Annotated in this window: 25 protein-coding genes; 15 read left to right on the forward strand and 10 right to left on the reverse strand. The window is 44.5% G+C overall.

From position 1 onward, the window contains the following. Positions 1-628: 628 nt before the first annotated feature. The 9 genes from R7P72_RS10865 (at position 629) to luxS (ending at position 11,181) form a co-directional block, all read left to right on the forward strand. Positions 629-886 (forward strand): oxaloacetate decarboxylase subunit gamma, encoded by a 258-nt coding sequence (locus R7P72_RS10865; RefSeq protein WP_005379932.1) that lies wholly within the window; start codon positions 629-631, stop codon positions 884-886. Between the two features lie 31 nt (positions 887-917). Further along, a complete protein-coding gene (gene oadA, locus R7P72_RS10870) occupies positions 918-2,702 on the forward strand; it encodes a sodium-extruding oxaloacetate decarboxylase subunit alpha (protein ID WP_213907282.1) in 1,785 nt (594 codons plus the stop codon). A gap of 9 nt (positions 2,703-2,711) precedes the next feature. Next, positions 2,712-3,842, forward strand: a complete 1,131-nt coding sequence (locus tag R7P72_RS10875; protein ID WP_005379935.1) for a sodium ion-translocating decarboxylase subunit beta — start codon at positions 2,712-2,714, stop codon at positions 3,840-3,842. Between the two features lie 123 nt (positions 3,843-3,965). Further along, entirely contained in the window at positions 3,966-4,916 is a 951-nt protein-coding gene (locus R7P72_RS10880) for an NADP-dependent oxidoreductase (RefSeq protein WP_005385434.1), read from the forward strand. Continuing rightward, the gene (locus tag R7P72_RS10885) at positions 4,910-5,371 is read left to right on the forward strand and encodes a YqaA family protein (protein WP_005379938.1); all 462 of its coding nucleotides are present in this window, start codon (positions 4,910-4,912) and stop codon (positions 5,369-5,371) included. The genes R7P72_RS10880 and R7P72_RS10885 overlap by 7 nt, the downstream gene beginning before the upstream one ends. Positions 5,372-5,380: 9 nt before the next feature. Beyond that, complete coding sequence (locus tag R7P72_RS10890; RefSeq protein ID WP_054579071.1) at positions 5,381-8,224, forward strand: M16 family metallopeptidase; 2,844 nt, start codon at positions 5,381-5,383, stop codon at positions 8,222-8,224. A gap of 156 nt (positions 8,225-8,380) precedes the next feature. Beyond that, a complete protein-coding gene (gene gshA / locus R7P72_RS10895; protein WP_025768181.1) occupies positions 8,381-9,949 on the forward strand; it encodes a glutamate--cysteine ligase in 1,569 nt (522 codons plus the stop codon). Between the two features lie 23 nt (positions 9,950-9,972). Further along, positions 9,973-10,578 carry a hypothetical protein gene (locus tag R7P72_RS10900; RefSeq protein ID WP_005379943.1) on the forward strand — a complete coding sequence of 202 codons (606 nt, stop codon included), beginning with the start codon at positions 9,973-9,975 and terminating at the stop codon, positions 10,576-10,578. An 84-nt stretch (positions 10,579-10,662) separates the two neighbouring features. Next, on the forward strand, positions 10,663-11,181 hold the full coding sequence (gene luxS, locus R7P72_RS10905; RefSeq protein WP_005379945.1) for an S-ribosylhomocysteine lyase: 519 nt from the start codon (positions 10,663-10,665) through the stop codon (positions 11,179-11,181). 70 nt (positions 11,182-11,251) lie between these two features. Here luxS and R7P72_RS10910 read toward each other — a convergent pair whose 3' ends face one another. Together R7P72_RS10910 and R7P72_RS10915 are read right to left on the reverse strand one after the other, a co-directional pair. Beyond that, on the reverse strand, positions 11,252-12,532 hold the full coding sequence (locus tag R7P72_RS10910) for an HlyC/CorC family transporter (protein WP_005379948.1): 1,281 nt from the start codon (positions 12,530-12,532) through the stop codon (positions 11,252-11,254). A 124-nt stretch (positions 12,533-12,656) separates the two neighbouring features. Further along, positions 12,657-13,451 (reverse strand): inner membrane protein YpjD, encoded by a 795-nt coding sequence (locus R7P72_RS10915; RefSeq protein ID WP_005379950.1) that lies wholly within the window; start codon positions 13,449-13,451, stop codon positions 12,657-12,659. Between the two features lie 224 nt (positions 13,452-13,675). Between R7P72_RS10915 and ffh the strand changes: the two genes are divergently transcribed. The 5 genes from ffh to rplS all read left to right on the forward strand — a co-directional run bounded on the left by ffh (position 13,676) and on the right by rplS (position 17,278). Continuing rightward, positions 13,676-15,058 (forward strand): signal recognition particle protein, encoded by a 1,383-nt coding sequence (gene ffh / locus R7P72_RS10920; RefSeq protein WP_005385423.1) that lies wholly within the window; start codon positions 13,676-13,678, stop codon positions 15,056-15,058. A 209-nt stretch (positions 15,059-15,267) separates the two neighbouring features. After that, positions 15,268-15,516 carry a 30S ribosomal protein S16 gene (gene rpsP, locus R7P72_RS10925; protein ID WP_005379962.1) on the forward strand — a complete coding sequence of 83 codons (249 nt, stop codon included), beginning with the start codon at positions 15,268-15,270 and terminating at the stop codon, positions 15,514-15,516. A gap of 29 nt (positions 15,517-15,545) precedes the next feature. After that, on the forward strand, positions 15,546-16,094 hold the full coding sequence (gene rimM, locus R7P72_RS10930) for a ribosome maturation factor RimM (protein WP_005379964.1): 549 nt from the start codon (positions 15,546-15,548) through the stop codon (positions 16,092-16,094). 27 nt (positions 16,095-16,121) lie between these two features. Then, complete coding sequence (gene trmD, locus R7P72_RS10935; RefSeq protein ID WP_033905595.1) at positions 16,122-16,883, forward strand: tRNA (guanosine(37)-N1)-methyltransferase TrmD; 762 nt, start codon at positions 16,122-16,124, stop codon at positions 16,881-16,883. A 41-nt stretch (positions 16,884-16,924) separates the two neighbouring features. Beyond that, positions 16,925-17,278 (forward strand): 50S ribosomal protein L19, encoded by a 354-nt coding sequence (rplS, locus tag R7P72_RS10940; protein ID WP_005379971.1) that lies wholly within the window; start codon positions 16,925-16,927, stop codon positions 17,276-17,278. Positions 17,279-18,272: 994 nt separating this feature from the next. On the opposite strand, the gene yacG is transcribed toward rplS, so the two are convergent. The 8 genes from yacG to nadC all read right to left on the reverse strand — a co-directional run bounded on the left by yacG (position 18,273) and on the right by nadC (position 25,482). Further along, on the reverse strand, positions 18,273-18,467 hold the full coding sequence (gene yacG / locus R7P72_RS10945; RefSeq protein ID WP_017635922.1) for a DNA gyrase inhibitor YacG: 195 nt from the start codon (positions 18,465-18,467) through the stop codon (positions 18,273-18,275). 158 nt (positions 18,468-18,625) lie between these two features. Beyond that, the gene (gene zapD / locus R7P72_RS10950; RefSeq protein WP_005373086.1) at positions 18,626-19,366 is read right to left on the reverse strand and encodes a cell division protein ZapD; all 741 of its coding nucleotides are present in this window, start codon (positions 19,364-19,366) and stop codon (positions 18,626-18,628) included. Between the two features lie 27 nt (positions 19,367-19,393). After that, positions 19,394-20,008, reverse strand: a complete 615-nt coding sequence (gene coaE, locus R7P72_RS10955) for a dephospho-CoA kinase (protein WP_213880942.1) — start codon at positions 20,006-20,008, stop codon at positions 19,394-19,396. Continuing rightward, on the reverse strand, positions 20,009-20,878 hold the full coding sequence (locus tag R7P72_RS10960; protein ID WP_213880944.1) for a prepilin peptidase: 870 nt from the start codon (positions 20,876-20,878) through the stop codon (positions 20,009-20,011). It lies immediately after the preceding gene. A gap of 64 nt (positions 20,879-20,942) precedes the next feature. Then, a complete protein-coding gene (locus tag R7P72_RS10965) occupies positions 20,943-22,166 on the reverse strand; it encodes a type II secretion system F family protein (protein WP_017635918.1) in 1,224 nt (407 codons plus the stop codon). Between the two features lie 23 nt (positions 22,167-22,189). Further along, positions 22,190-23,875 carry a type IV-A pilus assembly ATPase PilB gene (gene pilB / locus R7P72_RS10970; RefSeq protein ID WP_213880946.1) on the reverse strand — a complete coding sequence of 562 codons (1,686 nt, stop codon included), beginning with the start codon at positions 23,873-23,875 and terminating at the stop codon, positions 22,190-22,192. After that, positions 23,875-24,333 (reverse strand): prepilin-type N-terminal cleavage/methylation domain-containing protein, encoded by a 459-nt coding sequence (locus tag R7P72_RS10975; RefSeq protein WP_064368760.1) that lies wholly within the window; start codon positions 24,331-24,333, stop codon positions 23,875-23,877. Before R7P72_RS10975 ends, pilB begins: the two co-directional genes overlap by 1 nt. 261 nt (positions 24,334-24,594) lie before the next feature. After that, positions 24,595-25,482: a carboxylating nicotinate-nucleotide diphosphorylase gene (gene nadC / locus R7P72_RS10980; protein ID WP_017820396.1), complete on the reverse strand. Its 888-nt coding sequence runs from the start codon at positions 25,480-25,482 to the stop codon at positions 24,595-24,597. A gap of 92 nt (positions 25,483-25,574) precedes the next feature. Here nadC and ampD point away from each other — a divergent pair, with 92 nt between their 5' ends. After that, positions 25,575-26,126, forward strand: a complete 552-nt coding sequence (ampD, locus tag R7P72_RS10985; protein ID WP_005386614.1) for a 1,6-anhydro-N-acetylmuramyl-L-alanine amidase AmpD — start codon at positions 25,575-25,577, stop codon at positions 26,124-26,126. The last annotated feature ends 117 nt before the right edge of the window (positions 26,127-26,243 follow it).

Here is a 26,243-nt window from a genome sequence, read left to right on the forward strand (position 1 = left end):
GTCCTTAGCTCAGCTGGATAGAGTACCTGGCTACGAACCAGGCGGTCGGAGGTTCGAATCCTCCAGGACGCGCCACTCATTGAAACAGCCTCGCAATTGCGAGGCTTTTTTGTATCTAGACATCTGAAATATGGCGTAGGATCACTAGAGCCTATGTTCCTCTTTTTTAAAAGCGAATATGTGCGTATCTAAGCAATTTGCTATCAAGCTTCTGTCGCATCGTGTGAAATCATCCTGATTATCCCTCCTATACACTGACTTCCATTTTTCATTTCAATCACTCTCATGTAGTCACTTTGTTTGTTATTTGTTTATTTATTGTTAATCTTGTTCATCTTTTTGTTTTTGTTGGTTTTTACTGCGTGAGTCCCGATTTGATTTTGAAATCTAAATCGCAGTTTTTATTTATGTCCTCCTTTACTCTGTTCGTAAGGTGATAGCGATTTGAAGTGATTATTTTGTCATGAACTGTGATCTGGGTAGTGAATAAATAATCATTTATCAGGATTACTACAAACCTTCCTTAAACAAAATTGACAAAATTTAACCAATCGAGATAATCCATGGGTCGGGATTTGACACTATTAAAGTCCTGCACGTTGTCAGGATGACAAAGAAAGGAAGCAACATGACTAATATAGGAAGCCTGCTAGTAGATGCGGCCACCCTGATGCTAACGGGGATGGCGGTCGTATTTATTTTCCTCACTATTCTTGTTTATCTCGTTCGGTTAATGTCGAAATTGGTACCAGAAGAAGTACCAGAGCCGATCGCAGCACCAAAAACAAACACTAATATTCAATCAACCTCTTCAGCTGTTAGTCCACAAGTAGTGGCGGCGATCTCGGCTGCGATTCATAAACATCGCGCCTCATTCGCGAAGTAGCCGAACTAGGATTAAAAAGGAGTTTAAGAGCATGTCTAAACCACTAGCTATTACTGATGTGGTCCTTCGTGATGCCCATCAATCACTATTTGCTACGCGTATGCGTATTGAGGATATGCTGCCTATCGCAGCTGAGTTGGATAAGGTTGGTTACTGGTCTCTAGAGACTTGGGGTGGTGCAACATTTGATTCTTGTATTCGATTCTTAGGGGAAGACCCTTGGGAGCGTTTACGTGAACTAAAAAAAGCGATGCCTAATACACCAATGCAAATGCTACTGCGTGGTCAAAACCTTTTAGGGTACCGCCATTATGCCGACGACGTAGTAGAAAAGTTTGTTGAACGCGCGCATGCTAACGGCATGGATGTATTCCGTATTTTTGATGCAATGAATGACGTGCGAAACTTCCAGAAAGCCGTGAAAGCAACGGTTGATGTTGGTGCGCATGCTCAAGGTACGTTGTCTTACACAACGAGCCCAGTGCATAACGCAGACACTTGGGTTGACTTGGCAAAACGCCTAGAGGATTTAGGTTGTCATTCGCTGTGTATTAAAGATATGTCTGGCTTACTTAAGCCTTATGAAGCGGAAGAGCTTATCACGCGTATCAAAGCGTCTTGTGATGTGCCATTGGCACTTCATTGTCATGCAACAACGGGGCTGTCTACAGCAACAGCGGTAAAAGCAGTAGAAGCCGGTATTGATATTCTTGATACTGCGATTTCTTCAATGAGTTGTACCTACGGCCATACACCGACTGAAACGGTAGTCGCTATGCTAGAAGGCACCGAGCGAGATACCAATTTGAAACTCGAGCAACTGGAACCTATCGCCGCATATTTCCGTGAGGTACGTAAGAAGTATGCGAAGTGGGAAGGCCAGTTAAAAGGAGTCGATTCACGCATCCTGATTGCCCAAGTGCCTGGTGGTATGTTGACCAATATGGAAGGCCAGTTGAAAGAGCAGGGCGCTGCGGATCGCATTGATGAAGTATTAGAAGAGATCCCTCGTGTACGTAAAGATCTTGGTTTCATTCCATTGGTGACTCCAACTTCACAGATCGTCGGTACGCAAGCGGTGATTAACGTTCTTACTGGCGAGCGCTATAAGAGTATTACCAAGGAAACCGCTGGCCTATTGAAAGGTGAGTACGGTCAAGCGCCAGCCGAGTTAAATGCAGAACTGCAAGCGAAAGTGCTTGATGGTAAAGAGCCAATTAGCTGTCGTCCTGCCGATTTACTTGAGCCTGAAATGGAGACGCTTACGGTTGATCTGATGGAGAAAGCGAAATCAGAAGGCATTAAGCTAGCAAGTGAGCGTGTTGATGACGTACTCACTTATGCACTTTTCCCTCAAGTTGGGCTTAAGTTCCTTAAGAATCGTGAAAACCCAGAAGCATTTGAGCCTGCACCAACGCTAGAAGCTGCGAAGCCTGCTGTACCTGTAGCTCAACCAGCAACTGGTGGTGTAGAAACTTATAGTGTACGTGTTGACGGGCAGGTGTATGAGGTGGAAGTTGGCCCTCAAGGTGAACTGACATCTGTTGCTCCTTCTAATGCACCGGCAAAATCGGCTACACCTAGCGCACCTTCTAATGCTTCAGCAGAAGCGGTACCTGCTCCTCTTGCAGGTAACATCTTCAAAGTGAATGTTCAACCTGGTGCTGAGGTAGCTGAAGGCGATGTATTGCTCATCCTTGAAGCGATGAAAATGGAAACTGAAGTACGAGCGGCGCGTGGTGGTGTGGTTCAAGAGCTGAACGTTAAAGAAGGCGATGCTGTCACAGTAGGTGCGCCTCTGTTGAGCCTGGCGTAAGGGAGTATCATGGACGGATTGTTAACCCTTTGGGCAGAAACAGGGATCGCTAACTTCGAGTTCGGCCAAATCTGTATGATGCTGGTTGGTTGTACCTTGCTGTTTTTGGCAATTAAAAAAGGATTTGAACCTTTACTGTTATTGCCGATTGGTTTCGGTGCTATTTTGGCGAATATTCCAAATGCTGGCTTTACTGAGCCTGGTGGCTTGCTCTACTACGTTTACTACATTGGGATTGAATCGGGTGTGTTCCCGCTATTGATCTTCATGGGTGTGGGCGCGATGACCGACTTTGGTGCTTTGATCGCAAACCCAAAAACGTTGTGGTTAGGTGCGGCTGCGCAGTTTGGTATTTTTGCAACACTGTTTGGCGCTATTTTACTCAACTATGTACCTGGCATGGAGTTTTCCATGGCGGATGCATCGTCTATCGCGATCATCGGTGGTGCTGATGGGCCAACAGCGATTTTCTTAGCGAGTAAGCTCTCTCCAGATCTGCTAGGTGCGATTGCAGTCGCGGCATACAGCTATATGGCATTGGTGCCGATCATCCAGCCACCAATCATGAAAGCACTGACAACCAAGGAAGAACGTCAAATTAAGATGGCTCAGCTTCGTCATGTTGGTAAATGGGAGAAAGTCATCTTCCCGCTTGCTGTATTACTGATGACGATTCTGTTCTTACCTTCAGCTACGCCATTGGTTGGTATGTTCTGTTTGGGTAACTTGATGCGTGAAGCTGGTGTGGTCGATCGTTTATCGAAAACTGCTCAAAATGAATTGATCAACATAGTGACTATCTTTTTAGGTCTTGGTGTTGGTTCTAAGCTGCAAGCTGAGCAGTTCTTGAACCTAGAAACGTTAGGTATCTTGGGGTTAGGCGCAGTTGCATTTAGTATCGGTACTGGTGCGGGCGTCCTGATGGCGAAACTGCTTAACAAGTTCTCGAAAGAAGACATCAACCCACTTATTGGTGCGGCTGGCGTTTCTGCGGTACCAATGGCCGCGCGAGTCGTAAACAAAGTTGGTTTACAAGCTAACCCGCAAAACTTTTTGTTAATGCATGCGATGGGACCAAACGTTGCTGGTGTGCTGGGTTCAGCCGTTGCGGCTGGTATATTGTTAGCACTTGTTGGTTAGACATTATTGAAAATGGAATGATCAACCAATTTACAAAATCACGATTAACTTAGGTTAACAAAATGGTTTATAGTCAAAGGGATGCTTTCGCATCCCTTTTTGTTTTCTTGCAGGGAATGGTTTATGGAACACAAACAGATCGTTATCACTGAGTTTGGTGATGCCAACGTACTCGCGATTCAACATGCTTCTACACCATCACCACAGCCTGGTGAAGTCTTAGTAAAAGTCGCTTTTTCAGGCGTAAATCCTATTGATGTCAAAACTCGAGCTGGGCTCGGTTGGGCGGCAGCGCAGAATAAGGATAATTTACCTTGGGTGCCAGGTTACGACATCTCAGGAAAAGTGATGTCTTGTGGAGAGGGGGCATCACGTTTTAATGAAGGTGATGAGGTGGCTGGATTTATTGGTTTCCCAGTTCGAGGCGGTGGTTACAGCCAATACATATGTGTTCCAGAAACTGAGTTAAGTCATGTTCCTAGCTCCGTAACTTTGGAGGCAGCTGCTGCATTACCGTTGGCGGGACAAACTGCGGCACAAGCTCTCAGTAAGGCTAATGTGACGGAAAACGATCGCGTACTTATCCTCGCTGGAGCCGGTGGTGTTGGACACCTCGCGGTACAAATTGCGATCGCGACGAAAGCGGAAGTCTTTACAACCTGCAGTGAACGAAATTTAGATTACCTTGCGACGCTCGGTGCTCATGCAGTGAACTATCAATTTGCACCAGTGTCAGAACGTGTTGAAGATGTTGATGTTTTGATTGATTTAGTAGGCGGAGATGCTGCGTTAGATGCGCTTAAATGCCTGAAAGACAATGCGAGAGTCATCACCGTTCCAACCATCACAGCTGAGCTGATTTGTGAAAAAGCCAAACTCCTAGGCTTTGAGGCTAGTGGCATGTTGGTTGAACCAGACCCTGCGCAGTTAGATACCTTGTTGTACATGGTCGGCGTTGGCTTACTGAAGACTGAAATTCAACAGGTTTATCCTATGAGTGATGTCATTGGTGCTCACCAGCAGGTCGAATCAGGAAGAACCAGAGGCAAGGTGTTGCTTGATATGACATGCTAGAAGCATTTAACACGAGTTTTGAAAGTTTAGCGCTTTGGTTTTCAGATTCAGCATTATGGGTGCTTTTCATGACCGGTTTTCTCAGTGCCACGTTGTTGCCTGGTGGTTCTGAGGCGGGCTTAGTTGCCACTCTCTCATTAAATCAATACTCCGTTTCTTCAATTGTTATGGTCGCTACTATCGGTAATACGCTTGGTGGCTTAACAAATTATTGGCTTGGCTTGTGGATTCCCAACAAAGCACAAGAGGAAAAGCACGGTCATACCGCATTAAAGTGGCTCTCTAAGTATGGCTATTGGGGGTTATTTTTTAGCTGGTTACCTGTAATAGGAGACCCGCTGTGTTTAGCCGCAGGGTGGCTAAGAATGAAGTTTCTGCCTTGCGTGATTTTAATATTTTTAGGAAAGGCTGCTAGGTATAGCTTACTTGCGGCCATCTATCTCGGATTATTTTAAGGAAAGTACATGAAGATGTTTTGGGTTGGCGCGTGTTCACTGTTGGTGATCACGGGCTGTGCATCAAATACGCCAGTTTCATCACTGCCGAAAGGGGTAACTTTCGTTGAGTCATCGAAAGCTGAAGAAGGCAAAGTTAAGATTCCATACCAAAAGTATAAACTCGATAATGGTTTAACGGTGATCTTAGCTCCTGAAGATTCTGACCCATTGGTCCATGTGGATGTGACTTACCATGTTGGTTCAGCTCGTGAAGAAGTGGGTAAGTCTGGTTTTGCGCATTTCTTTGAGCACATGATGTTCCAAGGTTCAGAGAACGTTGGTGACCAAGAGCACTTCAAAATCATCACGGAGGCTGGCGGCACATTAAATGGTACTACAAACCGCGATCGTACTAACTACTTTGAAACTGTCCCTGCTAACCAGCTCGAGAAAATGCTGTGGTTAGAGTCTGACCGTATGGGCTTTTTGTTGGATGCGGTTTCTCAACGCAAATTTGAAATTCAGCGTTCGACTGTAAAAAATGAGCGAGCTCAGCGTTACGATAATCGTCCTTATGGCTTAATTTGGGAGCGCATGTCCGAAGCGCTATATCCTGAAGGTCATCCGTATTCGTGGCAAACCATTGGTTATGTTGAAGATCTTGATCGTGTTGATGTGAACGACCTCAAAGCGTTTTTCTTGCGTTGGTATGGCCCAAACAATGCGACTATCACGATCGGTGGTGACTTAGACGTTGAACAAACTCTAGAGTGGGTAAATAAGTACTTCGGTTCGATTCCTCGTGGTCCTGAGGTTGAAAATGCGCCGAAACAACCTGCAAAACTGCAAGAAGACAAATACATCACGCTAGAAGATCGTATTCAACAACCTATGGTGATGATCGCGTGGCCAACAACCTACAACGGCGAAGAAAGCCAAGCGTCTCTCGACACGTTATCAGAAGTATTGGGTGGCGGTACCAACAGCGTGCTCTACCAAGACCTAGTGAAGACTCAAAAAGCGGTCGATGCTGGTTCATTCCATGACTGTGCTGAACTGGCGTGTAACTTTTACGTTTACGCAATGGGTGATTCTGGAGACAAAGGCGACCTATCAAAACTGTACGACGAGCTTTTACAATCACTTAATCAGTTTGCGGAAAAAGGCGTGACAAAAGATCGCCTTGAGCAGTTGAAGGGTAAAGCGGAAGCGGATGCTATTTTTGCGCTAGAAAGCGTTAAAGGTAAAGTGACTCAGTTGGCTTCCAACGAAACATTTTTCGGCGATCCTGATCGTCTTGAGCAACAGCTTGAACAAATCCGTGCAGTTACGCCGACTTCGGTAGAAAAAGCGTATACGGACTTTATCCAAGGTAAGAACAAAGTGACCCTAAGCGTGGTCCCAAAAGGAAAAACAGACCTTGTCGTAAAACCTGCGACCTTTGTGACACCAAAGCGTACGCTGCCAGAATATGAGAAGATTTCCGATGACCAATTGGCGTATCGTCGTGCGACCGATAACTTCGATCGCTCAGTGCAACCTCCAGTAGGAGAACCAGTGAAAGCGACGATGCCAGAGCTGTACGAGTTACATTTCAAGAATGGCTCAGAGCTGCTTGGTGCAGTTAGCGATGAAACGCCGACGGTGATGATGCAATTTAGTTTACCTGCAGGGACACGTTTTGTTGAAAAGGGTAAAGAAGGTCTTGCCCAATTGACCGCTGCGATGTTGCAAGAAGGTACAACGAAACGCAGTGTCGAAGAGATTCAAGCTGAGCTTGATAAACTAGGTAGTGTTATCTCTGTTAATGCCACAGGTTATACAACAAACATCAGTGTTTCTGCTCTAGAAAAGAACTTAGAGCCGACGTTAAAAATTGTCGAAGAGATGTTGCTGTCTCCTGCATTTAATCAAGATGATTTCGAGCGTGTAAAAATGCAAGCGCTAGAAGGCCTGGTATATGAGCACCAAAATCCAAGTTGGATGGCGTCACAAGCGAGTCGCCAGGTGCTCTATGGGGATTCGGTTTTTGCTCGACCAAAAGACGGCACGCAAGCAGGTGTCAGTGCATTAACGTTGGATGATGTCCGTGAATTCTACTCGAAGCATTACACGCCACAAAGTGCGCAAATCGTCGTTGTTGGTGACATCAATAAACAGGAAATTGAGCAGCAACTGACGTTCTGGAAAAACTGGCAAGATGAAGCTGCGCCATTGTATGCACCGCAAAGCATTGCTGCATTAGGTGAGCAAAAGATCCATCTTGTTGATAAACCAGGAGCGCCGCAAAGTGTGGTCATGATGGTTCGTCAAGGTATGCCTTACGACGCAACGGGCGATTTTTACCTAAGCCAACTGGCAAACTTCAACTTAGCTGGGAACTTCAATAGCCGCATTAACCAAAATCTACGTGAAGACAAGGGTTACACATACGGTGCTTACGGCTACTTCTCTGGTAATCCAGAAACAGGCTCGGTGGTTTTCACCGCGCAAGTACGAGCGGATGCAACGGTTGCTTCGATCATTGAGATGGAAAATGAGCTAAATGAATACTCGCAGTCAGGTATTACTGATGAAGAGATGAAATTTATGCGTCAAGCGGTCGGTCAAAAAGATGCACTGAAATATGAAACACCAACACAAAAAGCGGAGCTCATCAGTGATATTCTTAAGTACAACCTCGATCATGATTACTTGCAGCAAAGAAACGCTATCGTAGAAAAAGTCGATAAGCAGACGTTGAATGCGCTGGCTCAGAAATGGTTTGATCCAAATGACTATCAAATTATCGTCGTTGGTGATGCTAAATCGTTGCGTCCTCAATTAGAAAAGTTGGGGAAAGACGTAGAAGAGCTTGAAATCATTCGATAGAGTACACATTTAATAGCGGAGAAACGTTTCTCCGCTATTCATCTAGATAAGCAACTTTTCGTGGGTTATTTATCTAGATGCATTAACTATCAATAACTTAGCTTACACTTGTGTTATGTAACAAGTGTCCTGCTCCCAATATAAGCGAACCTCATTTTGACTGATTTTGCTGCGCGACTAAAAAAAGTTGCATCAAACCCCGAAGTATTTAAGCAGTTTGGACGCGGTGTTGAGCGAGAAACTTTGCGCTATCGTCAGGATGGACATCTAGCTACAACTCCTCATCCTGAAGGGTTAGGCTCTGCGTTCACAAATCAATGGATCACAACGGATTTTTCGGAATCATTGTTAGAGTTCATTACGCCTGTGTCACATGAAATTCCAGAACTGATGGCACAGCTGAAAGATATCCATCATTTCACTCAAACCAAAATGGGTGAAGAGAAAATGTGGCCACTATCAATGCCTTGCTACGTAGGCTCAGAGGATGATATTCAGTTAGCCCAGTATGGCTCTTCGAATGCAGCGAAAATGAAAACGTTGTACCGAGAAGGCCTAAAGCGTCGTTATGGCAGCCTGATGCAAATTATTTCAGGTGTCCACTTTAACTTCTCGTTTCCTGAAACATTTTGGGATGCGCTCTATGGCGAGCAAGATGAACAAGCCCGCCAAGATGCTAAGTCTGATGCGTACTTTGCGTTGATCCGTAATTACTACCGCTTTGGCTGGATGATTCCCTACTTCTTTGGTGCATCACCAGCGTTATGTGGCTCTTTTATTCAAGGTCGTGAAACCGATCTGCCATTCGAGAAGATTGGCGGGACATTATATTTGCCGAAGTCGACGTCTTTGCGTTTGAGCGATCTTGGCTATACCAATAGTGCTCAAAGTGTGCTGAAAATTGGTTTTAACAGCATTGACCAATACCTCGATGGTTTGAGTGATGCGATTCGCCACCCATCAGAAGAGTTTGCGAAAATTGGGGTAAAAGTGGATGGTGAATACCGCCAGCTTAATTCCAATATCTTACAAATTGAGAATGAACTGTACGCTCCGATTCGTCCAAAACGTGTATCGAAAAGTGGTGAGAAGCCTTCAGATGCGTTACGACGCGGTGGTGTCGAATACATTGAAGTTCGTTCTCTAGACGTTAACCCATTCAGCGCAGTGGGCTTAAATGAAGATCAAGTACGATTCTTGGATCTCTTCCTTACCTGGGCGGCCTTGTCAGACTCAGACCCTATGGATAACTGTGAATTAGAGTGTTGGCGCGATAACTGGAATAAAGTCATTGTTTCTGGCCGTGAAAAAGGTCTAATGCTGCAAATTGGTTGTCAAGGTGAACGTCTATCTCTACAAGATTGGGCACACCGAGTTTTCGTCGAGTTACGTCAAATAGCACAGCAAATGGATATGACCGCTGGTGGCAGTGCATACCAAGATGTGTGTAATCAACTCGAGACATGGATTGATAACCCAGAACTAACGATCTCTGGTCAACTATTAGAGCTAACGAAAGAGCTGGGTGGGCTAGGTAAAGTTGGTTGTACTCTTGGTATGAAGTACCGTGATGAAAACCTAGCTCACGGTTATCAGTACTACTCACAAGATACGATGGAAACGGAAGTAGCGTCGTCCGTGGAAAAACAAAAGCAAGCAGAGCAGAGTGACACGCTTTCTTTTGATGATTTTTTGGAAGATTACTTTGCTTACCTGAAGCAGTAATGACTAACTAAGGATTGGTGCGGTTGAACATTAAGTCGTCAGTAGTAGCGGTACTTGGAAGCGTGTTACTTGCAGGTTGTGCTACGGCACCGCCAAAGCAGCAGAATAACTTATGCGAGATATTCCGAGAGAAATCCGGTTGGTACGATGATGCCAAAGATATGGAAGATGAATGGGGTACCCCTATTCATGTCGCTATGGCCATCATTAAACAAGAAAGCAGCTTTCGGCACGATGCAAAACCACCTAAAGATTATTTGCTAGGGTTTATTCCTTGGGGACGAGTCAGCAGTGCGTATGGTTATGCTCAAGCTCAAGACCCTGCTTGGGAAGACTTCCAAGATGCCACAGGTCAGGGTGGCTCTCGTACCAACTTCGATGATTCTATGATGTTTGTCGGTTGGTATACTCATGAAACACGGCGTCAGCTAGGGATTTCATTATGGGATCCCTATAACCAGTATCTGGCTTATCATGAAGGGCGAGGTGGGTATAAGCGAGGTACTTATAATCGAAAGCCTAGTTTAATCAAAGTCGCTCGACGTGTTGAACAAACAGCGAAAACTTATGGCTGGCAGCTGAAGCAATGTCGTCAGGAATTAGAAGACAACAGCAGCTGGTTCTTTTAGCCCACAGTCAGTTCATGTGCTGTAGGGATGAATGACATTTATCCATTACCGAAAGGTACTGGAGTTACAATCAGGAGAGATGTAATGCCTTTACTCGATAGTTTTACCGTGGACCACACTCGTATGAATGCACCCGCTGTACGAGTGGCGAAAACCATGCAGACCCCAAAAGGGGATACGATTACTGTTTTCGACTTACGCTTTACTGCGCCAAACAAAGACATTCTTTCTGAAAAAGGTATTCACACCCTAGAGCACCTTTATGCAGGCTTTATGCGTAATCACCTAAACGATGATTCTGTTGAGATCATCGATATTTCGCCTATGGGTTGCCGCACAGGTTTTTACATGAGCCTGATTGGCACACCATCAGAGCAGCAAGTCGCAGATGCTTGGATTGCAGCAATGGAAGATGTGCTGAAGGTAGAAAGTCAGAATAAGATCCCTGAACTTAACGAATACCAATGCGGCACGGCAGCAATGCACTCTTTAAAAGAAGCACAACAGATCGCAAAGAACATTTTGGATGCTGGTGTTTCGGTGAACAAAAATGATGAACTTGCTTTGCCTGAGTCGATGTTAAAAGAGTTGCGCATCGACTAGGTGCTCATTAAGAGAAGCATATTGCCCCAATAAGTAAAAAAGCCTGACATGAGTCAGGCTTTTCTTTTGGTTATTTGGATGTCGATTTTTTCTTCTTCGGATAAACACGAACGAGCTTGATTCGGTTCTCTTCAATCTCAACAAGTTCCATTGGGTGACCCGCTACTCTCACGCTTAAATGGCTCTCTGGAATATCTTCCAGGTGCTCCAAAATAAGACCGTTTAACGTTCTTGGGCCATCCGTTGGTAAATCCCATTTCAGGCCTTTGTTAATATCTCGAATATTGGTGCTGCCTTCAATAAGAAAGCTTCCGTCACCTTGAGGACTGATTTCATCAGAGAGGCTTGGAGAAATTGACGTCGTGAACTCACCAATGATCTCTTCCAGAATATCTTCAAGAGTGATTAGACCGATGATATCACCGTACTCATCCACGATCAGACCGATACGTTGCTTGTTGCGTTGGAATTTCAACATTTGCACGTTCAGTGGTGTGCCTTCTGGGATGTAATAGACCTCATCAGCAGCACGTAATAGCGTTTCTTTGTTGAATTCGTTCTTTTCCAACATCAGACGATAAGCTTCACGCAAGCGCAGCATGCCAACCACTTCATCAATTTGGTCACGATAGAAAACTATGCGTCCATGTGGTGAGTGTGTTAGCTGGCGAACAATGGATTTCCAGTCGTCGTTAATATCAATACCGGTAATTTCATTGCGTGGGACCATAATGTCGTTCACGGTGACGTGCTCAAGATCCAAAATAGACACTAGCATGTCTTGGTGTCGGCGAGGGATCAAACCGCCAGCTTCATTTACCACCGTACGCAGCTCATCGGAGCTAAGATGATCTTCTGCTGAGTGATCCGCTCTTACGCCAAGTAAGCGGATAAAGCCATTCGTAATAAAGTTAACAAGCATCACTAAAGGCGACAGTAACTTCATCAGTATGGTCAATAATATACTGCTCGCGTAGGACACACGTTCAGGGTAAAGCGCTGCAATTGTTTTAGGGGTAACCTCGGCAAAAACCAATACAACCATAGTTAGTGCACCGGTTGCGATAGCGACACCTAAATCACCATACAAACGCATACCAATAATGGTCGCGATAGCAGACGCGAGAATATTAACGAGGTTGTTGCCGATAAGAATAAGACCAATCAAACGATCTGGACGGTCTAATAGTCTTTCGACTCGCTTAGCACCCTTATGCCCGTTTTTGGCTAAGTGTTTTAAGCGATAACGATTCAGAGACATCATCCCTGTTTCTGAACCGGAAAAGTAACCTGATATGACGATAAGACACGCGAGTAGCGCAAACAAGATACCCGTAGAGATGTCGTCCAAAACGTTGCTGTTCCTTGTAAGTATTGGGTTATATAACGGTTGAGTAAGTCCGTTAAGTCAAAGAGTTAAGGCGTACTGTATTTTATCTAGCCTAAAATATAAAGGATAGGAGCCCTAGAGCTCCTTAATTCAAGATGATTTCTTTTACAAAGCGACTGCCAAAATATGCCAGAGTCAACAGTGTTGCTCCTGCAACAGCGAACCATGTGACTTTTCTACCACGCCAGCCTTTTTGATAGTGACCCCAAAGCAGTATTGAGTACACCACCCAAGCGATGAAAGAAAGAATGCCCTTATGTGCCTTACCTTGGGCAAACATATCCTGCACAAAGACAAAGCCAGTAATGAGCGTGGCAGTTAACAATAAGTTACCGATCAAAATAATTTTGAAGAGTTGACGCTCCACCATTAATAGAGGCGGCAGGTTTGGGTTAATCGCCAAAGATTTTTTTGCTTTCAGTTTGTGATCCAGCCAAGCCAACTGAAGCGCATAGAGTGCCCCGATAGTTAAAGTCGCGTATGAGAAGAGCGCAAATGAAATATGAATGAGTAGCTTAGGGTCATTCTCTAGGTGCTTTATAAACGTGCTTGGCAAAAATGTGGCAGCAGATAAATTGATGGCAGCAAAGCTATAAACGACAGGCAATAAAAACCACAGTCGGTTTTTCAACATAGCAAGGCTCATGACCAGAGAAATAATAAAACTGATCAAAGAAGCCACGTTGAGAATACTCAGGTTTTGACCTGAACCATCAAAAATCAGATCACTCAAAATCCACGCATGAAAAACAAGCGCACAGGCAGCACTAGCAAACACTGTTTTTGCTTTGATTCCTGACTGTTGTGAGAGTCCGGGTATGATGGTCGCAATCGCCAAAACATAAAGTATGGCGGCCGCGATGGCTATTAAGCTATCCATGAATCCTAAATATTATTGTGCACGATGGAGAAATTATACCTTGCATTACACTTTGGGGCTACGTTATATCCGACATCAATCGTGAGAGATGAGATATTGAAATTAATAAGTTACCGCACCATATATAAATAGAGACAAGAATAGGACAGCGGTACGGGTATGACTCAGACCTTGGCTAATGTATACTCACACTAATTAATCGCCATTTTAGCGAAGAGACAAAGATGTTTGAGAATTTAACGGATCGATTATCCAAAACGCTGAAAAATATCAGTGGTAAAGGTCGTCTGACCGAAGACAACATTAAAGAAACCCTACGTGAAGTCCGAATGGCTCTACTTGAAGCTGACGTTGCGCTTCCGGTCGTTCGTGAATTTGTGAACCGCGTTAAAGAAAAAGCGGTGGGCGTAGAAGTTTCTAAATCTCTGACTCCAGGTCAGGAATTTATCAAGATCGTTCAAACAGAACTTGAAGCCGTAATGGGTGAGTCGAATGAGGCGCTAAACCTTGCCGCTCAACCACCTGCTGTGCTTCTTATGGCAGGTCTACAAGGTGCGGGTAAAACCACATCGGTAGGTAAGTTATCTAAGCTTCTAAAAGAACGTGACAAGAAGAAAGTTTTGGTTGTGTCTGCCGACGTTTACCGTCCTGCGGCAATCAAGCAGCTTGAAACGCTGGCATCAGACATCGGTGTTGACTTCTTCCCATCATCACCAGACCAAAAGCCTATTGATATCGCCAATGCAGCGATTGACCATGCGAAGAAAAAATTCTACGACGTATTGATTGTCGATACCGCAGGTCGTTTGGCAATTGATGAAGAGATGATGGGGGAGATCAAAGATCTTCACGCAGCTATCAACCCAGTAGAAACGCTATTTGTTGTTGACGCCATGACGGGTCAAGATGCAGCAAATACAGCAAAAGCCTTTGGCGATGCGCTACCTCTTACCGGTGTAGTTCTAACTAAGGTTGATGGTGATGCTCGTGGTGGTGCGGCACTTTCAGTACGCCATGTCACGGGCAAACCAATCAAATTCTTGGGTGTCGGTGAAAAAACTGACGCGCTAGAACCGTTCCACCCAGATCGAGTTGCTTCACGTATTCTTGGCATGGGTGACGTTCTGTCTTTGATTGAAGACCTACAACGCAACGTTGACCAAGAAAAGGCAGAAAAGTTAGCGAAGAAGTTCAAAGAGAAGAAAGGTTTCGACCTTGAAGATTTCCGTGAACAGCTAGGCCAGATGCAAAACATGGGCGGCATGATGGGGATGATGGATAAGCTTCCAGGAATGTCCCAGCTACCAGACAATGTGAAAGATAAAGTCGATGACAAGATGTTCAAACAGATGGAAGCGATCATCAGCTCCATGACAATGAAAGAACGTCAACGCCCAGAAATTATCAAGGGCTCGCGCAAGAAGCGTATCGCGGCTGGTTCTGGTGTGCAGGTTCAAGATGTAAACCGCTTACTAAAACAGTTCACCCAAATGCAGAAAATGATGAAAAAGATGCAAAAAGGTGGCATGAAAGGCATGATGCGCAACATGCAAGGCATGATGGGCGGCATGGGTGGTGGCGGTGGCTTCAATCCATTTGGTCGTTAATTAATCGATCACGCATAGATTCAGGGTGTTAGGTACGTCACAAACTTTAAATTCAATTTATGTTGGTGAAAAAGTAACTAAACTCCTTGCATTGCTCCGGGAGAAGAGTAAAATTCCGGAGCTTTATTTTGGCACGAGACCCCAAACTGTTTAATTTCTTGAATGGTTTTTGGGGTTAATTTTATTTTTGAGAAAGCAAAGAGGACGACATGGTAACCATTCGTTTGGCACGTCACGGCGCTAAAAAGCGTCCATTTTATCAAATCGTAGTAGCGGACAGCCGCAACGCTGCAACTGGCCGTTTCATCGAGAAAGTTGGTTTCTTCAACCCAACTGCTAAAGGTCAAGAAGAAGGTCTACGTCTAGACCTAGACCGCGTTAACCACTGGGTTGGTCAAGGCGCGTCAGTATCTGACCGTGTTGCTAAGCTAGTTAAAGACGCTCAAAAAGCGGCTTAATTTTTTACTTGAAAAGTAGAAACTAGTTTATGTCGATGAAAGGTAAAGAAACAATGAGCAACGAAAAGATTGTTGTAGGCAAGTTTGGTGCTACTTACGGCATTCGTGGTTGGCTTAAGGTTTTTTCCTACACAGACAATGCTGAAAGCATTTTCGATTACAGCCCTTGGTACATTAACCAAAAGGGCAAGTGGGTTGAGTACAAAGTAGAAAGCTGGAAGCGTCATAACAAAGGTATGGTGGCTAAGCTGGAAGGCATGGATGTTCGTGAAGACGCGCATCTAATGACGAACTTTGAAATTGCTATTGACCCTGCGGTACTTCCTGAATTGTCAGAAGATGAGTTCTACTGGCGCGAATTGTTTGGGATGCAAGTTGTAACCACTAAAGGTTACGATCTAGGTGTTGTTACTGACATGCTAGAAACTGGCTCAAACGATGTTCTGGTTGTTAAAGCAAATCTTAAAGATGCTTTCGGGCAGAAGGAACGATTAATCCCGTTCCTTGAAGAGCAAGTGATCATTAATGTTGATCGCGAAGCTCAACGGATCGAAGTTGACTGGGATCCTGGATTCTAATCTCCAAAATTACAGAGCGAGATAAACATGTGGGTTGGCGTTATTAGCCTTTTTCCAGAAATGTTCCGTTCTGTTACTGATTTTGGAGTAACAGGTCAAGCGGTTAAAAAAGGTCTTTTGTCGATTGAGACTTGGAATCCTAGAGATTTCACTCACGACAAACATCGCACAGTCGATGACCGACCTTACGGTGGTGGCCCTGGTATGTTAATGATGGTTCAGCCTTTGCGCGATGCCATTTATACCGCGAAAGCAGCCTCACCGGGCAAGACGAAAGTCATCTACCTTTCTCCTCAAGGTCGCAAGCTCGACCAGAAAGGAGTGGAAGAACTGGCAACGAATGAGAACTTGCTTCTGATTTGTGGTCGTTATGAAGGGGTAGATGAGCGCATCATTCAATCTGAAGTCGACGAAGAATGGTCGATTGGTGATTTTGTGATGACGGGTGGTGAGATACCAGCCATGACGTTAATCGACGCTGTCTCTCGGTTTGTTCCGGGTGTACTAGGGGATTTCGCGTCAGCAGAAGAAGACTCTTTTGCAAATGGCTTGTTAGATTGCCCTCACTATACGCGTCCAGAAGTATTGGATGACAAAGAGGTACCAGCGGTACTGATGTCAGGCAATCACAAGGACATTCGTCAATGGCGACTCAAGCAGTCGTTGGGCCGTACTTGGCTAAGAAGACCAGAGCTCCTGGAAAACCTAGCTCTGACTGACGAACAGGAACAATTACTTGCTGAGTTTGTTAATGAGCATAAAGCCATTAAAGAACATAACGCAAAGTAACCTAATTTATTTAGTATCAGTTTATTCTAGGAATTTAAAAAATGAGTAACATCATCAAAGCTCTTGAAGAAGAGCAAATGAAATCAGACCTACCTAAATTTGCACCAGGTGACACTGTTGTAGTTCAAGTTAAGGTAAAAGAAGGTGACCGTGAGCGTCTACAGGCTTTCGAAGGCGTTGTAATCGCAATCCGTAACCGTGGTCTACACTCTGCTTTCACTGTACGTAAGATCTCTAACGGTGAAGGTGTTGAGCGTACGTTCCAAACACACTCTCCAATCGTTGATAGCATCGAAGTTAAACGCCGTGGTGCAGTACGTCGTGCCAAGTTGTACTACCTACGTGAGCGTTCTGGTAAGTCTGCTCGTATCAAAGAGAAACTTGCTAAGAAGTAATGCTATAACTAGCGTTCTCATCTTAAACGGAGTCCTTTTAGGGCTCCGTTTTTTTATTTGTGTAATTAGCTTGCTCGTTTCTTTTCACCCGACCTGAACTGTCGATGCTCATGCACTGATGTACACTCCACGCCTCTGCCTTGCTGTGAATAGATTCCTGATGTCGCTATGGCTCCTCGGAATGACGGGAAATGATGGCCAAAGATTACAGGGTACCGCGGTTAAAATTCGTCATTTTGAATAGCGACGGAGGACCGTGATTCAGAGTCTACTAGTCGAGCATGCAAGTGTTTACGTTGTTAGCTTCATCCTTGCTATGAGTAGATTCCTGATGTCGCTATGGCTCCTCGGAATGACGGGAAATGATGATCAAATATTACTGGGTACTGTGGTTAAAATTCGTCATTCTGGATAGCGACGAAGGAGCGTGATTCAGAATCTACTAGTTGAGAATGTAAGTGTTTAAGTTGTTAGCTTCATCCTTGCTGTTAGTAGATTCTTAATGTCGCTATGGCTCCTCGGAATGACAGTAAATGATGGTCAAAGATTACAGAGTACCGTGGTTAAAATTCGTCATTCTGGGTAGCGACGAAGGAGCGTGATTCAGAATCTACTAGTTGAGAATGTAAGTGTTTAAGTTGTTAGCTTCATCCTTGCTATGAGTAGATTTCTGATGCCGCTATGGCTCCTCGGAATGACAGGAAATGATGGTCAAAGATTATAGAGTACCGTGGTTAAAATTCGTCATTTTGAAGGCGACGAGGAGCGTGATTCTGAATCTACTAGTCGAGAATGCAATTGTTTAAGTTGTTAGCTTCATCTTTGCTGTTAGTAGATCCTTAATGTCGCTATAGCTCCTCTGAATGATGGGAATTGATAGCCAAAGATTACAGGGTACCGCGGTTAAAATTCGTCATTCTGGACAGCGACGAAGGAGCGTGATTCAGATTCCCCAAGAAGGAACCTAGGATCTTCCTTTACCCTAGGTCTCAATTTAGTACTGATCTTCAGACCAGCCATCACTATCGGACATATCGGGTGCGCCCGGGATGGTGTTTTCTTCATCTGCCCATTCACCAAAATCAATCATTTGGCATTGTTTACTGCAGAAAGGGCGATGAGGGCTTTGTTCTCCCCATTCTACGTCGGCGCCACATTGTGGGCATTGAACGATGGTAACTTTAGACATAGTTGAGCGTCTCATTACTAATTGGTGTTAAAGGGTAGTATACCTAAATGAATTCAAGATGGCTTATTCAACGCGCTATTGCTGCTACGAAATTTTATCCAATATACGCGCAATAAAGCGTTGAATTTTAGATTATGGAGGCGAGGCGTAGTGTCGTCTTAGCTGCACACAGCAAGTTCAAATTCAATATCTTGTGTGCACGCTTGACCGTTTTCAAACGACATGAACTTGATCGCAAAGCGGTTTTTATGGCCTGAAATCATAGGATACACGCCATATTCCATTGGGATGTGAAGTCTTAGAATGTTGGCTTCATCAGCGTCGCTTTGGAAGAAACCTGCACGACCGATTTGAGCTTTGAAATGTCCGGTCTCTCTAGTGAGCTTTAACCATAACGAAAGCGCATCAGATAAGGGCTTTAAGCTTGCTTGCCACTGTTGTGCATCACGCTTTTTACGTTCAATAGGTAGATGAAGCCAGTAGTGTAATGCTGGCAGATCAAAACAGCATGAACCACCCGGTAGATTAAAGCGTTGACGGATAGAGCTTAGGAAGCGATCTTCTTTTAATGCTTGGCCAAAACGTTCAGCACCCATTAGTTGGCTATGAACGACATCTATCTCTTGTAGTAGGGTATTTAATGCGTCTTGATCGACACCATCAACATTGAGCCAATGGCGGTACGACAGCCGCTGCTTCTCAAGATCTTTAGCCAGTTCACTTTTCAGTTGGATTTGTTCGAAGATCTCAACCATATCGAATAACGCACGGAAAAACAGTTGATACTGATGATTTTCGCTAAACCCAGAGGCCAAGTGAGCCTGACGCAGCAGAGACTCCACTCTTAGATAAATACGAGTTTTCTCATTTAACGGATGTTCAAATTTGTGCGTGGTCATCGACATAAGCCTTTGTGAGTTTCGTTCCTATTTTCGCAGATTTTTCTTACACATGGCTAGGTACTTTTCGTGCAAATCTGTGATTTGAAGCAAAAGATCAGGGTCACTTGGATTATTCTTAACCACATCGTCTGCAAGCGCGAGCCTTTGCTCTCTTGATGCTTGAGAGGCAAGGATGGCGCGAACTTGATCTTCACTCACATTGTCTCGTTTCATCGTGCGAGATATCTGTGTATTCGGTTCTACATCGACGATAAGAACGCGATCACACAAACTATCTAGCTTGTTTTCTACGAGCAACGGCACCACAAGTAACGCATACTCTGAAGTGACTTGCTGCAAATCTTCGATCATCTTTTCACGAATTATCGGGTGCAACAGTGCGTTGAGCCATGCTTTTTCATCTGAATTCGAAAAGATTTTTTCTCTCAGCTTTGCGCGATCTAAAGTTTGGTCTTCACGAACGATATCGTGACCAAAGTGTTCAATAATCGCGTTTAGGCCGGGAGTACCTGGCTCGACAACTTCTCTTGCTACAATGTCGGCATCGACGATATCGATTTTAAATTGTTGTTTGAACAGATTCGCGACGGTTGTTTTTCCACTAGCGATACCACCTGTTAAACCAATAACCAAAGCCATTTACACTCCTAGAACTGAAGTAAAGTACCAGTTTAAAATCTGGTCGCCCCAAATTAAGCTTATCCAACCAGCAATTGCTAAGTAAGGACCGAAAGGGAAAGCTTTTTCAATTCCCTGCTTTTGCAAGCGTAGTTGAATGATGCCAAATACGATGCCAACCACAGAAGAAAGTAGAATGATCATCGGCAGTGACTGCCAACCTAGCCAAGCTCCTAGTGCCGCTAGTAGTTTAAAATCACCATACCCCATTCCTTCTTTACCGGTAAGTAACTTAAAGCCCCAGTAAACGGACCAGAGACATAGGTAACCAGCAATAGCACCAATGACAGAATCTTGTAGAGTAACAGGACTTATTTCGACTAATGCTAAGGCAATGCCAGCCCAAGTTAATGGTAATGTTAATTGGTCAGGTAACAACATAGTATCGAGATCGATAAATGTTGCGGTGATTAAGATAAAAGTGAAAAAGAGTAGGGCAACGGTAAAGTAACTAAAACCAAAGTGGTAAGCGACAAAGCCTGAGCAGAACGCAGTGACCAGTTCAATCAGTGGATAGCGTGCGCTAATGGCTGTCTGACAGTTGTGGCATTTGCCTTTTAAAAGCAGCCAGCTAATCACAGGGATGTTGTCTCGAATACGTATCGGCGTTGCGCACTTCTGACAGGAGGAGCGTGGGACGCTCAAGGTCAGCACTTCTTTAGGAGGTTCTATTTTGTATTCAGGAAATGACTCGGCACATTCGCGTCGCCATTCTAGTTCCATGATTTTAGGTAGTCGATAAATAACCACATTGAGGAAGCTACCCACGATCAGACCGAAGATGGTGGCAAACACAACGAATAGCCAAGGGTAGTACTGGAATACTTCCATATTTGTCTCTTGAGCGATGAGTGAAATCAGCAAGATGCTGTTTTAAAGGAGTTAACAGCTCATTCTAGCCCAATACACTCATTAAGTTAAAGATTGGCAAGTACATTGCTGTCACTAATCCGCCAACAACGATACCTAAAAAAACGATAATTAGTGGCTCTAGAATTTTACTAAGGTTGTCGACGGTGTTGTCGACTTCAAACTCGTAGATTGTTGCAACTTTATTGAGCATATCGTCAAGTCGACCAGACTCTTCACCGATCATAACCATTTGTAACACCAATTCAGGGAACACATTACAGTTGCGCATGGCAACATACATTGGCATACCTGCGGCGGTATCACGGTAAACTTCTTCTATAGCGAGTTGATAGTGTAAGTTTCCTGAGGTTTTTGATGTGGTTTTTAAACTGGTTAGAATTGGAATGCCCGCTGTAAAGCTCGTGGCGAGTGTTCGACTAAATTTGGCGATAGCGGCTTTTGATAATACGGGCCCGAGGACAGGAAATTTAAGCACAGAGCGATTGAGCATTAAGCGAAAAGAATCTGAACGCTTAGAGAGGATTCTCGCTGAGATGAATAGACTGATAGAGCCTAGTGCTATAAATGGGCTCCAGTTTTGTGTCCATGCGGAAAGATCTAACACTTGCCTGGTAAACCACGGTAAGTCAGCACCAAAACCAACAAACATTTTTTCAAACTCGGGAATGACTTTGGTGAGCATGATAAACGACACGCCTAACGCTACTAGCACTACCATAGCTGGGTAGATCAGTGCTTTGATCACTTTCGCACGGAGTTGTTCATTTTTTTCTCGGTAGGTGGCTAAGCGCTCGAATACTTCTGCTAAGTTACCGGATTGCTCACCTGTGGCGATAAGATCGGTATAGAGTGGGTCAAAGTGTTCACTTGCAGTGCGCATGGCTTTTGACATGGGCGTCCCCGCTTCAACGGCGCGTGTCACGCTCATCAAAATGGATTTCATCTCTGCTTTTTTATGATTTTCTGAGACCAATTTTAAAGCCTGAACTAAGGGTACACCGGTTATCAACATCGTCGAAATTTGGCGGGTAAACACCGTGATGTCTCTGCCTTTCACGCGATGGCTGAGTTTAGTGAGAAACGAAATACTGCTTTTCTTTAACTTCTTGATCTTGATGTGCTGTGCGTCTAGACGCTCGCGTACTTCAATTTCCGTCATCGCGAGGGTTTGTCCAGACGTCTTTTTGCCTGAACTGTTGATGCCTTTCCAGCGGAAGTTTTTAAGTTGTGGTGTAGTGCTTTTCATGGAGGTGACTGCTGATTAAAGGATTAAAAATAAAGTACGCGCTGTAGTTCACTAAAACTTGTGATCCCTTGTTTGAGTTTTTCTATGCCCGACATTTGTAACGTGCTCATACCATTTGCGATGGCGAGTTTTTCTAGTTCATGTACTGAGGCGCCTTTAATAAGCGCTTCGGAAAGAAATTCATCAAAGCGCATCACTTCATAAATCCCCGTTCGACCGGAATAACCATGGGTACACTCATTGCATCCATCGGGATTGGCTTTAAAAATGTTGTCGCTTGCTTGAATTCCAAGATGTTGTAGCTGAACGGTAAGCTCTTGTGATTGTTTGCAGTGCGAGCACAGTTTACGGGCTAAGCGCTGGGCAATAATCAAACTAAGAGATGAGGCCAAGTTAAAGCTTTCTACGCCCATGTTTGATAAACGAATAACCGTTTCAGCCGCAGAATTGGTATGCAAGGTTGAAAGTACTAAGTGACCGGTTTGCGATGCTTTTATGGCGATTTCCGCAGTGTCTAAGTCACGAATCTCACCGACCATTACCACATCGGGGTCTTGACGTAAGAAAGAGCGCAGTGCTTCGGCAAAACCAAAACCAATCTTAGGCTGAACTTGAACTTGGTTAATGCCCGATAAGTTAATTTCTACCGGGTCTTCTGCTGTGGAAATGTTGATTTCTGGCTTGTTGAGAATACTCAATCCAGTGTACAGAGAAACGGTTTTTCCGCTCCCGGTTGGCCCTGTCATCAGAATCATGCCTTGTGGGCGACGCAGCGCATCCAAGTACAATTGTTTTTGTTGTTTGCTATAACCAAGCTTGTCGATATCCAATGACGCAGAGCTGCTGTCGAGCAGTCGTAGTACAATTTTCTCTCCGAATAGAGTCGGTAGCGTGGATACACGCATATCAATCGCGGTGTCTTGATTCAACTTGAGCTTAATACGCCCATCTTGTGGTAAACGTCGCTCTGCAATATCAAGCTTAGAGAGGATTTTGATACGAGCGGATAAGCGGCGACTCAAGTGGCTTGGTGGCTGCTGTGTTTCAATTAAGATGCCATCACAGCGTAGGCGAACACGGTACATCTTTTCATAAGGTTCAAAGTGGATATCGGATGCGCCTTTGCGCACAGCGTCCAGCAGAATTTGGTTTATGTAACGGCTAACAGGAGACTCATCTTGGCTCAAGTCTTCAATGTTGTCGATTTCATCTGCGCCCACGTCAACCAGATTGGCTAACTCTTCTTGGTTGATCTCTTTTAACCCGGACTTCTCATGACTCAATGAACGACCATATAAGCGCCGAATCGCAGCGGTCAGTTCGCGAAAATCAGCCAGAACAAGTTCGACTTGCAAGCCTGTTGCAAAACGAAAGTCGTCTTCGGCTTGAAGATTGGTTGGATCGGCAACCGCGAGAATCAAAGTTGATGAGGTGCGATTAAGCGGCAGAGCGTTGTGCCGAGTGATCAAATCTCGCAAACCTAGTGTTTGGCATAACGAAGCGTATTCGTATTGATTGAGAGAAGCGCAAGAAAGCCCGAAAACAGAGCTTAGGTGCTCCGTTAATTCATGAGATTGAAAAAAGCCAGAATTGAGCAAAGCCTCCGGCATTGATATACCAGAAGCTTTAGCTTGCTCAAGTAACAGTTCTTCTTGGGAAAAAGTCAGTATCCCTGCTTGGCGAAGAACTGTTGAGAGGTTGGTTAGCATTAGTTACCAGAACAATCTATGCTACGTCCAGCGGTTGTACAGCCAGTACCTGTTAGGTCCCATTGTACAACACCATTACCAATCTGAGGGGTCAATGTTAAAGTCAGGTTAGCACCTTGATCATCAACACCGGTAGTGGTCATGGTGATAATGCCATTTGTAACCGCTAACTCGTCCACATAAGCAATGGTCGCACCAGCGTTATTTGCTGCAATTGCTGCTGGGATGTCATTGGCGGCGTTGTTGCAACCGTTAAGCTGGCCACGCTCTTGAGCACACATGGCAATGGCTGTTTTAAAGCCACTGATCCCTGCTGCTGCACCCGCAACACGAGTTCGTTGTGTGTAGTCTGAGTAGGCAGGCACGGCAAATGCAGCCAAAATACCGATAATCGCCACCACAATCATCAATTCAATCAGAGTAAAACCCTGTTGTTTTTTATGTTTACTGTTTTTCATTTTTAACCCTTTCTTAAAAATTAATAATGCTCTTGCATTAGCGAAAGATTATGGAGAGTTAAGGTGGGTTGAAAATGGGGAAGAGATGGGCTCTCGAGTGAGATAAAACTCTTTGGTAAAAAGTTGCATATCGCATGCAGAGTTTTGCGAGTAGTACTATTTTTTTAGTGGATAAAAAGAAAGGGCCAATTGGCCCTTTTAAATGATGAGTTACTCACAACTCACTGAGTTAGTTGAAGTAATTTAGATTTGTTGCTTTTATTATTTGAAGCGCATCGAAAGATCCATCGCTTTTAAATGCTTAGTCAACGCGCCTACCGAAATGTAATCGACACCGGTTTCTGCGTATTCTGCGATGGTCTCTAGCGTAATGTTGCCGGAGTTTTCTAAAGCGGCACGACCTGCGTTAATCGCTACGGCTTCACGCATCATTTCTTTTGTGAAGTTATCGAGCATGATGATGTCGGCACCAGCCTCTATCGCTTGTTTCAACTCTTCTAAGCTTTCCGTTTCGACTTCTACCGGTTTGCCTGGGTTGAGCTCTTTCGCTTTTTGGATAGCTTGAGTGATGCCACCACAAGCAATAATGTGATTTTCTTTAATAAGGTAAGCGTCGAACACACCGATGCGATGGTTAAAGCCACCACCGCAGGTCACGGCGTATTTTAGTGCGCTACGCAGACCAGGAATGGTTTTGCGTGTGTCTAGTAGACGGCACTCAGTATGCGCGATTTTTTCAGCGTACTCTGCGGTAACTGTTGCGCAGCCAGACAGCGTTTGGATGAAATTCATTGCGTTACGCTCACCAGTCAACAGGTCACGAGCAGGGCCTGTCAGCGTGCAAAGGGTTTGGTTAGGTTTGACCTTATCGCCGTCCTTTACGTGCCATTCAATGCTGACCTTGCCACCGAGCTGTTTAAAAACTTCATCAGCCCATGCTTGACCACAGAACACACCATGCTCACGAGTAATAATCGTTGCGGTATTAACCGCATCGGCAGGGATCAAAGATGCAGTAATGTCATTATCTGCGTCGACACTGCCACCTAGATCTTCTTTTAAGGTATCAGCGACAGAGCGAGTGATCTCTAAAGGGAGTTGTTGTTTAAGGTATTCTAGGCGTTCTTGAATGTTGTGTGTGTTCTTCATCGCAAATCTTGTCTTGAAAGGGAGATGGCAACGAATGATACTCTCCGGTGTCAATAATTTCAGCAGTTAATTTGCAAAGTAGAGAGGTTGATATGCGCCCAATTATCGAGAATGGCTGGCTGACACAAGCAAAGCATGTTCCGTCACCATTTTTTGATGCCCGCTCTGATGTAAACGACATCTCTCTGCTGGTGGTACACAATATCAGTTTGCCTCCTGGGCAGTTTGGTGGACCATATATAGAGGACTTCTTCACTGGCAAGCTAGACCCAAATGAACATCCATTTTTTGAAGTCATTCACAAAATGGGCGTTTCTGCACATTGCTTGATTAAAAGAAACGGCGAGGTTGTTCAATTTGTTTCTTTTCTTGATAGAGCATGGCATGCCGGTCAATCCAGTTTCGCAGGCAGGGAGCGTTGTAATGACTATTCCATTGGTATCGAGCTTGAAGGGACAGAATTTACTGCCTACACAGAAGCGCAATATCAATCACTTGCAGAGATCACTGAGGTGATTATGCAGTCTTATCCTCAAATCACCCCGCCACGAATTACCGGTCATCAATATATTGCGCCCTTGAGAAAAAGCGATCCTGGTCTAAGCTTTGATTGGGTGAAATATAGACTGCTTATACAGCGTTGATTTGTAGCGAAAGTGTAAATTCAAAAAAGCGAAATAAATAAGGCATACGATCAGGTATGCCTTTTTTTGATACCAGAAATATTAATGATTGTTAAAAGTTAACTACATTTTTACGCT

The sequence above is a fragment of the Vibrio sp. Vb0888 genome, from assembly GCF_033338835.1.
In the GTDB taxonomy this organism is placed as follows: domain Bacteria; phylum Pseudomonadota; class Gammaproteobacteria; order Enterobacterales; family Vibrionaceae; genus Vibrio; species Vibrio alginolyticus.

Bases quoted from the DNA above. Each gene is read 5' to 3' on its own strand.
- R7P72_RS10890 (WP_054579071.1), top strand. From the start codon at position 5,381: ATGAAGATGTTTTGGGTTGGCGCGTGTTCACTGTTGGTGATCACGGGC.
- rimM (WP_005379964.1), top strand. From the start codon at position 15,546: ATGTCGATGAAAGGTAAAGAAACAATGAGCAACGAAAAGATTGTTGTA.
- zapD (WP_005373086.1), bottom strand. From the start codon at position 19,366: ATGACCACGCACAAATTTGAACATCCGTTAAATGAGAAAACTCGTATT.
- R7P72_RS10880 (WP_005385434.1), top strand. From the start codon at position 3,966: ATGGAACACAAACAGATCGTTATCACTGAGTTTGGTGATGCCAACGTA.
- pilB (WP_213880946.1), bottom strand. From the start codon at position 23,875: ATGCTAACCAACCTCTCAACAGTTCTTCGCCAAGCAGGGATACTGACT.
- trmD (WP_033905595.1), top strand. From the start codon at position 16,122: ATGTGGGTTGGCGTTATTAGCCTTTTTCCAGAAATGTTCCGTTCTGTT.
- ffh (WP_005385423.1), top strand. From the start codon at position 13,676: ATGTTTGAGAATTTAACGGATCGATTATCCAAAACGCTGAAAAATATC.
- luxS (WP_005379945.1), top strand. From the start codon at position 10,663: ATGCCTTTACTCGATAGTTTTACCGTGGACCACACTCGTATGAATGCA.
- rpsP (WP_005379962.1), top strand. From the start codon at position 15,268: ATGGTAACCATTCGTTTGGCACGTCACGGCGCTAAAAAGCGTCCATTT.
- ampD (WP_005386614.1), top strand. From the start codon at position 25,575: ATGCGCCCAATTATCGAGAATGGCTGGCTGACACAAGCAAAGCATGTT.
- R7P72_RS10915 (WP_005379950.1), bottom strand. From the start codon at position 13,451: ATGGATAGCTTAATAGCCATCGCGGCCGCCATACTTTATGTTTTGGCG.
- R7P72_RS10960 (WP_213880944.1), bottom strand. From the start codon at position 20,878: ATGGAAGTATTCCAGTACTACCCTTGGCTATTCGTTGTGTTTGCCACC.
- nadC (WP_017820396.1), bottom strand. From the start codon at position 25,482: ATGAAGAACACACACAACATTCAAGAACGCCTAGAATACCTTAAACAA.
- coaE (WP_213880942.1), bottom strand. From the start codon at position 20,008: ATGGCTTTGGTTATTGGTTTAACAGGTGGTATCGCTAGTGGAAAAACA.
- R7P72_RS10975 (WP_064368760.1), bottom strand. From the start codon at position 24,333: ATGAAAAACAGTAAACATAAAAAACAACAGGGTTTTACTCTGATTGAA.
- oadA (WP_213907282.1), top strand. From the start codon at position 918: ATGTCTAAACCACTAGCTATTACTGATGTGGTCCTTCGTGATGCCCAT.
- R7P72_RS10865 (WP_005379932.1), top strand. From the start codon at position 629: ATGACTAATATAGGAAGCCTGCTAGTAGATGCGGCCACCCTGATGCTA.
- R7P72_RS10875 (WP_005379935.1), top strand. From the start codon at position 2,712: ATGGACGGATTGTTAACCCTTTGGGCAGAAACAGGGATCGCTAACTTC.
- R7P72_RS10965 (WP_017635918.1), bottom strand. From the start codon at position 22,166: ATGAAAAGCACTACACCACAACTTAAAAACTTCCGCTGGAAAGGCATC.
- rplS (WP_005379971.1), top strand. From the start codon at position 16,925: ATGAGTAACATCATCAAAGCTCTTGAAGAAGAGCAAATGAAATCAGAC.
- R7P72_RS10885 (WP_005379938.1), top strand. From the start codon at position 4,910: ATGCTAGAAGCATTTAACACGAGTTTTGAAAGTTTAGCGCTTTGGTTT.
- yacG (WP_017635922.1), bottom strand. From the start codon at position 18,467: ATGTCTAAAGTTACCATCGTTCAATGCCCACAATGTGGCGCCGACGTA.